The 12,371-nt window shown below is 39.3% G+C and carries 6 protein-coding genes; all 6 read left to right on the plus strand.

The features are described from left to right. Positions 1-142 precede the first annotated feature (142 nt). The 6 genes from V6R96_RS06320 (at position 143) to V6R96_RS06345 (ending at position 12,297) form a co-directional block, all read left to right on the plus strand. Positions 143-2,911: a substrate-binding domain-containing protein gene (locus V6R96_RS06320; protein ID WP_336378360.1), complete on the plus strand. Its 2,769-nt coding sequence runs from the start codon at positions 143-145 to the stop codon at positions 2,909-2,911. A gap of 517 nt (positions 2,912-3,428) precedes the next feature. Then, entirely contained in the window at positions 3,429-4,739 is a 1,311-nt protein-coding gene (locus V6R96_RS06325; protein WP_111954651.1) for a sugar porter family MFS transporter, read from the plus strand. Positions 4,740-4,834: 95 nt separating this feature from the next. Continuing rightward, complete coding sequence (locus V6R96_RS06330; RefSeq protein ID WP_336378361.1) at positions 4,835-6,397, plus strand: glycoside hydrolase family 32 protein; 1,563 nt, start codon at positions 4,835-4,837, stop codon at positions 6,395-6,397. Positions 6,398-6,407: 10 nt separating this feature from the next. Continuing rightward, complete coding sequence (locus tag V6R96_RS06335; RefSeq protein ID WP_336378362.1) at positions 6,408-9,509, plus strand: TonB-dependent receptor; 3,102 nt, start codon at positions 6,408-6,410, stop codon at positions 9,507-9,509. 17 nt (positions 9,510-9,526) lie between these two features. Further along, entirely contained in the window at positions 9,527-11,224 is a 1,698-nt protein-coding gene (locus V6R96_RS06340) for a RagB/SusD family nutrient uptake outer membrane protein (protein ID WP_336378363.1), read from the plus strand. 152 nt (positions 11,225-11,376) lie between these two features. Beyond that, entirely contained in the window at positions 11,377-12,297 is a 921-nt protein-coding gene (locus tag V6R96_RS06345; protein ID WP_111954657.1) for a carbohydrate kinase, read from the plus strand. Positions 12,298-12,371: the final 74 nt, after the last annotated feature.

Below are 12,371 nucleotides of genomic sequence, written 5' to 3' on the forward strand. Positions count from 1 at the left end.
ACAATACTGTTAAAATTAGCCAGAATTTCTGTCGCCTTATGAATCAAATCAAATATGTATATAATAAATAGAGAAGATTGAATACAAAATACTGTAATTAAAAATTGCCTGTATGCAACAACTTCATTAATATTGTGTTCATATGTCAACAATAAAATTTTTGAAAGTTTTTGGTTTTCCTCAGGCTTATAGAATGTTATTTCTTCTGTTTTTCCTTGTTTTTTCTTCTTGTAAAGAATCTCAGAAAACTTCAGACAAAATAAGTATCGGATTTTCACAGGGGTTGGGAAATCATCCCTGGAGATTGACAATGAACCATGCTATGGAAATACAGGCATCACTCCATTCCGAAGTAGAGCTGAACATACAGAAAGCAGAAAATTCGGTTAGCAAGCAGGTTCAGGACATACAAAAAATGATCGATCGTAAGGTGGATGTGATTATTATCTCACCGATTGATCCAGAATCCTTGATTCCTGTAGTGGAAAAAGCGGCTGCCAAAAATATTCCGGTTATTTTGCTCGACAGGAAAATCAATTCAGAACAATATACAACCTATATAGGTGCAGACAACTTGGAGATTGGTAAAGAAGCGGCCAGTTACATTCTTTCAGATTCCAAAAATTATAAAAAAGTTATCGAAATAAGTGGCGATGACAATTCCTCTCCAACCATAGAAAGAAGTCTCGGCTTTCAGGAAATCATCAAAAACAATCCCAACACAGATCTGATAAAAACCTTTAAAGGTCTTCCTGTAGACGCTTTCCGGAAAACACTTGATTCCTTGGGAAATCAAAGTCTGTATGTTTTTGCTTTTAATGATGAGCTTGCCGCCATTGCGTGGCAGGCTGCAAGGAATAAAGGTTTGGAAAATCAAATCAAATTTATCGGCATTGACGGACTGAATACGAAAGACGGCGGAATACAAATGGTTCTGGACGGAAAGCTGAACGCCACTTTATTGTATCCGACAGGTGGGGCAGAAGCCATTGAGACTGCAATTAAAATTCATAACGGTGTTGCCGTTCCCAAACGAATCAAGCTCAGCACAACGATCATCGACAGAATGAATGCGGAAATTATGCGTAATCAGTTTGATAAAATCATTGAGCAACAAGGGATTATAGAAAATCAGGTACAGGCAGTTAAAAAGCAGATCGAGCTTTATTCTTCGCAAAAAGAATTGTTCCGCTGGTCTATCATATTGTTGATATTGATGTTTTGCCTGGTGGCTTATTCTATTTACCTTATTTATGCGATCAAGATAAAAAATAAGCAGCTTACCCTTACCAACGAGAGAATTACTATTCAAAGAAACCAGATTGAAACCATTGCCAATGAGTTGAAAGACAGTAATGAGGCAAGGGTTAATTTTTTCACGGGATTGTCTCATGAATTTAAAACACCCATCACGCTTATTCTCAGTTCATTGGAATCTTTGATGGATTCCGGTAAAACTAAAGGTGCAAAACCATCCTATGAGTTAGAGTTGATCAATAAAAACTCCAACAGATTATTGAGATTGGTGGATAACCTGCTGGATTTTAGAAAAATAGAAAATCAGACTTTTAATCTGAGAGTTTCCAAAACGAATATCTATGATTTTACGTATGCGATTTTTCGTGATTTTGAGAATGAAGCTAAGAAAAGAAATATCAAATTCGAAATTCATTCACAAAATAAAAACCTTGAGCTTTATATTGACAGAAACCTGATGGATAAAGTTTATTTCAACCTTTTATCGAATGCTTTCAAATTTACGCCGGACAATGGAAAGATTGAAATTACAATTCAGGAAAAAGGCAATCAGGCGGTCATCAGCTTTAAAGATAACGGAATCGGAATCCCCGAAAAAGAGGTCAGCAATGTCTTTGAAGCTTATTTCAAAGGTTCCAATAACAGAAAAAACAGTTCAGGAATCGGGCTTCATCTTAGCAGGCAGTTCATAGAGCTTCATCTTGGGAAGATAGAAGTGAGCTCTTTTCAGGGAACGGAGTTTGTCATCAGCCTTTACAAGGGAAACAAGCATTTCAACGAAGACCAAATGGTGAAAGAACCCAGTCTCGCAGATGCTGAAAGTCTAGCAAAAGATACTGTTTTTACAGGATTGGAAGACGAGACGATTACCCAAAATCAGGAGTTTCAGGGCGAACGTTATTCGCTGTTTTTGGTAGAGGATAATTTGGATTTATCCTTCTTTTTAAGTAAAAAGCTTCAGAATGAGTTTGAAGTAATGGTGTCTGACGGTACGGATGCAATTGATAAGGCATTGAGTGAAATTCCGGATATTATCGTTTGTGATGTCAATCTTCCGGACAAAAACGGTTTTGAAATCTGTGAAATTCTAAAAAATGACCTTCGTACATCACATATTCCTGTCATTCTTCTGACAGCTTTGGATAATAAAGAATCCTACCTGCAGGGACTGAAATCCGGCGTTGACCTTTACCTTACAAAACCTTTCAGTTACCCTATTCTGATACAGTCACTGCGTGCGCTGCTTTACAACCGCGAAAAACTGCGTTATTACTATACAAACAATATCGGCAGAATTGTGGACAGCAAATCGTTCGGAAGCATGGAGCAAACATTTGTGAATAATCTGAACCAACTTATCAAAACCAATATCGATAATCCCGATTTCTCAGTAGAAAATCTTGCAGACCTGCTCAATATTTCCAGAATTCAGCTTTATAGAAAGATAAAAGCGATGTTTGATGTAAACGTAAGCGATTATATCAACAATTTTCGCCTGGAACAGGCCAAATCGATGCTTCAAAATCCTGAACTGACTATTTCTGAGATTGCATACAAAACCGGTTTTTCTTCTCCGAATTATTTCTCTACTGTTTTTAAAAATAAGTTTGGCATATCCCCTAATGCCTTTAGAAAGTCTGCAGGGAAGGAGTGATAAAAAAGTTTGTAAAATCAAATGATCACCTATTTGAATGTAACATTGTAATAACAAAACCTAAAGCTTAACTTATATTTAATATCAATTTTCACATATACTATTTTTATCATATCCAGCAGCAGAAAATCAAACTGCTGCTTTTTTATTATACGTTCTGAATAACACACCTTCATCCGGACGAATAACCAGCTTTCCATACGAATTATAATTTCTAAAAGTTCCTGACCCAAAAACCACATGCCTTGACTCATTTTTTGGATGAAATTTTCATAATAGTAAATGGTTATAAATCTTATAAACACCAAAAGTCACGTAACATTTTTATAAAACGATGTTACATTTTTGAAACCTGATTAAACTTTAATAAATTTATTTTTCAGTAAATTATTGAATTTCAGTTTGTTGAAATTACTTAACAAATAATTAACCTTGCCGAAATATTTAGTTACATAATTAGACCTTCGGATTACCGCCCCGGGATATATTAGCCACAAACAAATAAATATTTTAAAGGATGAATAAAATTCTTATGTGGTCTATTACGGCAGCTTTGGCAGGATTTCTTTTTGGATTTGACGTGGTAGTGATTTCCGGCGCAGACAAAAAATTGCAGACGTTGTGGAACAGCTCAGATGCATTTCACGGAGCGGTCGTGATGGGGATGGCATTATGGGGTACAGTGATAGGGGCTATTTTCGGCGGAATCCCGACCAATACATTAGGACGGAAAAAAACGCTCTTGATCATTGGTGTCTTATATGCGTTTTCTGCCATAGGAACTGCGCTTTCCAATGATCCTTATCTGTTTGCATTTTTCAGGTTTATGGGTGGTTTAGGAGTAGGTGCTTCTACGATTGCTGCACCGGCTTATATTTCAGAGATTGCACCTGCAAAAGACCGCGGAAGGATGGTTTCACTGTATCAGTTTAATATTGTTCTGGGGATTTTAATCGCATTTTTATCAAATTATTTATTAAGCGGTATCGGCGATAACGACTGGAGATGGATGCTTGGTGTACAGGCAATTCCTGCAGCCATTTATACATTATGTGTATTCACCATTCCGGAAAGTCCGAGATGGCTGGTTTCCCATTCCAGAATAGAAGAAGCGAAAAAAGTGATGAAAATCCTGAGTCCGGATCAGGATTCTGAAACTTTGATCACCCAGATGGAAGATGACCACGCAGAATCACCAAAGGAAAATATCTTTATGAAAAAATACCGTTTTCCGCTGATGTTGGCTTTTCTAGTAGCCTTTTTTAATCAGATGTCGGGTATCAACGCATTCCTGTATTATGCACCAAGGATTTTTGGCGAAGCAGGTTTGGGCGAGAAAACAGCACTGCTCAGCAGTATTGGGATCGGTGTTGTGAATATGGTTTTCACTCTGGTTGGGGTTAATCTCATTGATAAAGTCGGGAGAAGAACACTGATGTATTTAGGTTCCGTAGGATATATCATTTCTCTGGGATTGGTTTCTATGGCGTTTTATTTCCATTGGTCGGGATTGGCGATTCCTATTTTCCTGTTCCTCTTCATTGCTTCTCACGCTATTGGTCAGGGAACGGTGATTTGGGTATTTATCTCGGAGATTTTTCCGAATCATCTTAGGGCATCGGGGCAGGCTTTCGGAAGTTCCACACACTGGCTTTTGGCAGCAATCATCCCATCCTTGATTCCTACATTATTTTCCACCATTGGAGCTGGAACCGTGTTTTTAGTCTTTACCATTGCAATGGTATTCCAATTATTATTCGTGATGTTTATGATGCCGGAAACAAAGGGTATATCTCTGGAAAAATTAAGCAAAACACTGACGAAATAGATCTACAAATCAATATAATCATCAGAAAGAACACCTCTATAAATTGAATAAAGTGTTTTTAAAATAATTCAAAAAATTCCTATTAAATAATCATAATGAAGAGAATCATATCAACTTTAATCATTGCTGCAACGTTTTATTCCGGGCTCAACGCACAGTCAGGCTCGAAAACGTCTGAAGAGCAGCTTTACAGACCTAATTATCACTTCACGCCTCAAAAGGGCTGGATGAATGATCCAAACGGTCTGTTTTATCTCAACGGAACTTATCATTTATTTTTCCAATATACGCCGTTTCAGAGCGTGCCGGATTTTGGTAAGATGCATTGGGGACACGCCATCAGCAAAGATCTTATAAAATGGGAAGAATTGGCTCCTGCCATTGCCTATGATGAAAAAGGTGCGATATTCTCAGGAAGTGCAGTTGTGGATAAGGATAATACATCAGGTTTTGGTGATGGGAAGAATGTTCCGTTGGTGGCAATTTTTACCTATCACGATATGAAGAAAGAGCAAGCCGGAGAAATTGACGCACAGTCTCAGGCAATCGCTTATTCTTTGGATAATGGAAAAACCTGGACCAAATACAGTAATAATCCTGTATTGAAAAATCCCGGAATAAAAGATTTCAGGGATCCGAAAGTTTTCTGGGATGCCAAAAGAAAACAATGGGTAATGGGATTGGCGGTACAGGACAGGCAGCATTTTTATGCCTCAAAAAACCTGAAAGGCTGGACCTTCCTTTCAGAATTTGGTAAAGATGTCGGCGGACACGGCGGTGTTTGGGAGTGTCCGGACCTTTTCCCCATAAAGGTAGAGGGAACCAATGAAGAAAAATGGGTGCTTATCGTTAACATCAATCCGGGTGGCCCAAACGGAGGCTCTGCTGCACAGTATTTTGTAGGTGATTTTGACGGAAAAACCTTCAAAATGGATGATGTTTTTACAAAACAGCTCGAAAAAGAAAAAGTAGTCTGGCTGGATTGGGGACGCGATAATTATGCAAGTGTTTCTTTTGATAATGTTCCGGATAACAAAAGAGTGATTATCGGATGGATGTCAAACTGGGATTATTCACCGAATGTGCCTACGGAAAAATGGAGAGGAAGTTCTACTATTCCTCGTGAAGTAACTTTAAAACGGACCAAAGAAGGTTATATTTTGAAAAATAATCCTGTTTCCCAACTCAAAAATTATGAAGGAAAAACAATCAGAAAAGAAATTAGCCTTGTTTCTGATAAAAAGCTCATCGGCAAAGGAGAAATAGATCTTTCCAAAGCAGTGTTAGATGTTGATCTCAAAAAAATGACCAAAGGAGTTTACACTTTTGCTTTGAAAAATTCATTGGGAGAAAGGGTGATTTTCGGAATTGACAATAACAAGCAAGAGCTGTTTATTGACCGTACCCAATCCGGGAAAACCGATTTTAAGGGCAATTTTGCAGACAGGGTTTCAAAAGCTCCATTAGCAAAAAACTACCAAATTGCAGCGTTCAAAATTGTCCTGGATAAAACTTCCATCGAAATTTTCTTCAATAACGGCGAAAAGGTAATGACCGAAATCTTCTTCCCTAATGAAAGCTTTTCGGAACTGAGCTTATCCACAGATACAAAAGGAAGTACTCTGAACATCAATGCACATCAGATTAATATCAAATAAAAACTATACTATGAAGAAATACAAAATAGCCATCGCCTTTTGTCTTCTGCCTTTTTCGTATGTATTTGCGCAGGAAGTCATTAAAGGTAAGGTAGTTTCCTCAAATCAGAAACCGCTGAGCGGGGTTATTGTAACCGTTTCAGAAACAGGAGCCAATACAACAACAGACAGCAGCGGTGCATTTCAGATCAATGACCTGCAAAAAGGAAACACTTTAGTTTTCACTTATCCCGATTATTCCACCCGTGAAGTGGTTGTAGATGAAAAGACAATTCTTAACATCGTTTTAGCTGCAGAGAAAATAAAAAGTATAGATGAGGTCATCGTAACCGGATATACCAAGCAGAAAAAGGCAGACATTACCGGTGCGGTTTCCGTGGTGGATATGAAAGACCTGAACAAGCAGACCGAACCGAATCCAATTAAATCTTTGCAGGGACGAGTAGCAGGTGTTAATATCACAGCCGACGGATCTCCTTCCGGCAGTAATACCAAAGTGCTGATTCGTGGTGTGGGAACGTTAAATAATACGGATCCACTTTATGTGATTGACGGTGTTCCCACAAAAGCCGGAATGAACGAACTCAACCCAAGCGATATCGAAACGATGCAGGTGCTGAAAGATGCATCCTCAGCAAGTATCTACGGTTCCAGGGCTGCTAATGGTGTTATCATTATCACTACCAAAAAAGGTAAAAAAGGGAAGATGAGAATCGACCTTAATTATTATACGGCGTATTCACAGTATACTAAAAAAACAGAGGTTCTGAATGCCAAACAATTCGGACAGGTGCTTTGGCAGGCCAACATCAATGACGGACTGAACCCTAATAGCAACAATTTGAGCTACAATTTCGACTGGGGTGTTCAGAATGGTGTTCCGACCTTATACAACAGCAATGTTCCGGAATATCTGGATGCCGCAAAAACCATAAAGTCAGCCGATACCAACTGGTATGATGAGGTTTCGCAGACAGGTGTTGCCAATTCGCTGGATGTTTCTGCTTCTAGCGCTTCGGACAAAGGTTCTTACTTTTTCTCTTTGGGATATTATAACAATGATGGAATCGTGAAGCTTACCAATTTCAAAAGATTGTCTGCCCGTGTCAATACCTCTTATAACTTTTTTGAAGGAAAACTGAAAATCGGAGAAAATTTCACCTTTAATAAAACCAATGAGCTTATGGATCCGGGCGTTTTGGATCCCGCATTACGTGCTTTGCCCATCATTCCCGTTCATACTTTAGACGGAATCGGGTGGGGCGGTCCGGTTGGCGGAATGAATGACCGGCAAAATCCTGTCAGACTTTTGGAATATAATAAAGACAACAGTTACCAATACCAAAGATTCTTCGGAAATGTTTATGCAGAATTGCAGCCTGTGAAAAATCTGACCTTAAAATCCAGCTTCGGAATAGATCTTTCCAATTATTACAAAAGAATGCTGCAAAGAAGCTATGTTTCGGGTTATCTGCAAAACAAAACCAATGCAGTAAACATCGACCAGTCAGACACGGAAAAATGGACGTGGTCCAATACCGCACAGTACACGGCAAAAACTGGAAAACACCATTTTGATGTGTTGGGCGGAATGGAAATGTACAAGGATACATTTAAAAATACGTGGCTTAGAAAAGAAGGATTCCTGATAGAAACACCCGACTATATGTATCCAGATGCGGGTACAGGAGATGCTTTCAACGGTGGAAGCTCCACGTATTACAGCCTGTTGTCCTACTTCGGAAAATTCTCTTACGATTATGACAACCGATACCTTTTTTCTGCAACAATGCGTTACGACGGCTCTTCAAGATTCGGTAAAAACAACCGTTTCGGAACATTCCCTGCATTTTCGGCAGGATGGAGAATCAATAAAGAACATTTTGCGGAACATCTTATTCCGTTTTTCTCAGATTTGAGATTAAGAGCAGGTTGGGGACAGACCGGAAACCAGGAAATCAGCAATTCGGCGGTTTATTCCCTTTATATAGCAAATTATGCGGGAGGAAATCCAACGTGGGCAACATCTTATGGTACGGCTTACGATATTTCCGGTGTCGGAAGTGGGTTATTACCATCAGGATTTATCGCAACGCAGACAAAAAATGATGACCTGAGATGGGAAACCACTACACAGACTAATCTCGGTCTGGATTTCGGATTCTTTAATCAAAAACTGACAGGGAGTATCGATGTATATAAAAAAGCAACAAAAGACATTTTGGTATTACCACCTTATCTTGGGGTGATCGGAGAAGGAGGAGATCGATGGATCAATGGGGCATCTATGGAAAACAAAGGGATCGAGGTTGCATTGTCCTATCAGAATGAAACAGCAGGCGGTTTCCGTTACGAAGTTTCAGGGAACATCTCGATGAACCGTAACAAAATTACCGAACTTCCGCAATCGGTTATCAATAATTATGGTGGAAACGGAACAACGGATAATATTCTGGGACGCCCCATTAACTCAATGTACGGTTATGTTGCCGACGGACTTTTCAGGACGCAGGCAGAGGTGGATAATTCTGCCAATCAGTCAGGTAAAGGTTTGGGAAGAATCCGCTATGCAGATCTAAATGGTGATGGAATGATTGACGACAAAGACAGAACGTGGATTGGCAATCCGAATCCGGGATTTATGTATGGTATCAACCTTAACTTTTCATATAAAAACTTTGATCTTTCAACATTCTGGCAGGGCATCGGTGATGTGGATGTCATTAACTCAAAAAAATACCAGACTGATTTCTGGAGTGTGGATGATGTCGGTTCCAATAAAGGGACAAGGCTTCTGAATGCGTGGTCGCCGCAAAATCCCAATTCGGATATTCCTGCGCTTACGACAGTGGACAGCAATGCAGAATCCAGATTCTCATCATATTATGTAGAAAGCGGAAGTTATCTGAAGCTGAGGGTTTTACAGTTGGGCTATACGTTCCCGAAATCTTTAATGGAGCATTATAATATTGTCAATTTCAGGATGTATGCAAGTGTTCAGAATCTTTGGACGATAAAATCGAAAAGCTTTACAGGAGTAGATCCCGAAACACCAGCATTCGGTTATCCGTTACCGCTGACGTTCAATTTTGGAGTTAATTTTTCCCTATAATTTTTAAATAATAAAAAATGAAAAAGAATATACTTTTAACAATAGCTTTTGCTTTTTTGCTGGGAACTACTTCCTGCAACGATTTTCTGGACAATGAGCCGAGAGGTGTCCTGTCGGAAGCCGACGTGGTAACGCCTCAGAATGTGGATGGTTTTGTGGTTGCAGCCTATGCATCTCTTGGAAACGACCATTATGATACCCCTTTCAGCCTTTGGCCCTATGGGAACGTTCGTTCTGATGATGCGTACAAGGGAGGAAGCGGAACCAATGATATCCAGACATTCCACTTTTTTGAAATTTCAAATAACGTCCGTTCGGATTTTGGTGAGTTAGACAGATTATGGTATCTCAATTATGTAGGGATTTCCAGATGTAACAAAGCAATTGCCGCACTTAAGCAACTTTCAGATTCCGAATATCCGAACAAGCAAAAGCGGATTGCCGAAATGAGCTTCGTAAGAGGACATTACTACTTTTTACTGAAAACATTATTTAAATATGTGCCTTATGTAGATGAAAATACACCGCTTGATGAGTATCCGAAAATCTCAAACAGGGCAAAGACAGACCAGCAGTTATGGGAAGCTATTGCTTCTAATTTTGAATTTGCAGCCGCTAATCTGCCTGCAACACAGTCGGAAGTGGGAAGACCAAAGAAAAGCGCTGCCTATGCTTATCTTGCTAAAGTAAGGCTGTATCAGGCGTATGAGCAGGATGATAACTATACAGTAACGCAGGTAAATCCTATCACCCTTCAGAAATCTATTGATGCTGCCAATCAGGTGATCGGAAATTATATATTGGAACCGGATTTCGGGTACAATTTCCTGCCGGGAACACACGAAAACGGCCCGGAGGCAATCTTTTCCATTCAATATTCTGATAATGACGGTACGCTTTTCGGAAGGCTCAATTTCGGAGATATGCTTTCTGTACCACAAGGTTTGGGATGCTGTGATTTTCATAAGCCAAGCCAGAATCTGGTGAACGCATTCAAAACGACACCGCAGGGGCTACCGATGTTTGATACTTTTAACGATGTTGATCTGAATTACAACCAGCTGAACAGTTACAAGGTAGATCCCAGATTATACCACACCGTTGCCTTGCCCGGACTGCCTTGGAAATACGACGAAAATAAAATCTTTCAGGAAAGCTGGAGCAGAAGTCCCGGGACTTACGGGTATTATTCTTCATTAAAGGAAAATGTACCTGTAGGATGTGGCTGTACCGTGAATGTAGACCCTTTCTACGGAAATTCCAAAAACAGAATCATCATAAGATATTCTGATGTTTTGCTGATGAAAGCCGAAGCGCTGATAGAGCTTGGACAATATAACGATGCTTTACCACTGATCAATCAGGTGAGGCAGCGGGCTGCCAATAGTACAGTGCTTACAGGAAGTTATACCACCAACAACCTGATCAGCAAATATGAGCCGGGAGTGAACTGTACGTGGAATCAGGATTTTGCAAGAAAAGCGTTGCGATGGGAGAGAAGAATGGAGTTTGCCATGGAAGGAAGCCGTTTCTTTGACCTCGTAAGATGGGGCGTTACAGCAGGAACGATGAACAGCTATTATTCTGTCGAAAAAACTAAAAGATCTTACTATTCGCAGGCGGGGTTTGACCATGGAATTGAAGAATACTGTCCGATTCCTTTGGCGCAGATCAATTTCAGCCAGGGACTGTACAAACAAAATAACGGATACTAAAACAAAATGCTAATGAAAACGATATTCAAAAACAGAATTGCGGATTATGGAATGAATTCCGGTTCGGAGTATCTTATCTATTAATAAAAAATGGAGTATTTTTAGCTCTTCAGAGAGTTCATTCAGTAATATCAATATCAAAAATCCAATTAATGTTTATCAATAAGAAAATTAATGTAATAAGTTTTGGAGAAGTACTTTTCGACGTTTTTGGAGAAGAGAAAAAAATCGGGGGAGCTCCTCTTAATCTGGCTCTCAGAACAGCTTCGTATGGATTTCCGGTAACAATGATCAGTGCAGTAGGAAATGATGAAGACGGAAAAGTAATTCTGGATTATGGCAAGGAAAATACTCTTGAAACCGCCGGAATTATTGTTTCTCCGGAATATGAAACAGGAATTGTTCAGGTCTCTTTAAATGAGCGCGGCTCTGCCACGTATGAGATCAAGTTTCCTTCTGCCTGGGATTTTATCAGTGTTGACGAAAAAATAATGAATACCGTAAAAGAAGCTGATGTCTTTTTCTATGGAAGCCTTGCCTGCAGAAATGAGGTTTCCCAAAAAACACTTTTCTCCATATTGGATTCCAACGATAAAATGTTTAAAGTTTTCGATGTGAATCTAAGAAAACCCTTTTACAATATTCAGCTTCTTGAAAAGCTTATGAACAGGGCAGACTTTATTAAATTTAATGATGAGGAAATACTGGAAATTGCTGCCGGAATGGGCTTTGAATCCGATGATCTTGAATCCAATATAAAATTCATATCAGAAAAAACAAACACTAAAGCGATATGTGTAACTTTAGGAAAACACGGATCTATTTTACTATGGAATGATCAGTTTTATAGACACGAAGGTTATCCTGTAAAAGTGGCAGATACGGTAGGTGCAGGTGATTCTTTTTTGGCAAGCCTTATTGCGAAATTGCTGTCCGATCAAAATCCTGTTGATGCTTTAAATTTTGCAAGCGCTGTCGGTGCCTTGGTAGCGAGTTACTCCGGTGCAAATCCTAAGATAGAAAATTCTGAAATAGAGATATTTCTTAAGCAGAATGCTTATCTGAATATTTAAAAAGTATTAATCTGATATCCCAAAGAATAAAAACGGCGCCACTTTAAGAGAAGTGGTGCCGTTTAGCTGTATAT

This window comes from Chryseobacterium sp. CCNWLW53 (genome assembly GCF_037083525.1).
GTDB classification, from domain to species: Bacteria; Bacteroidota; Bacteroidia; order Flavobacteriales; family Weeksellaceae; genus Chryseobacterium; species Chryseobacterium lathyri.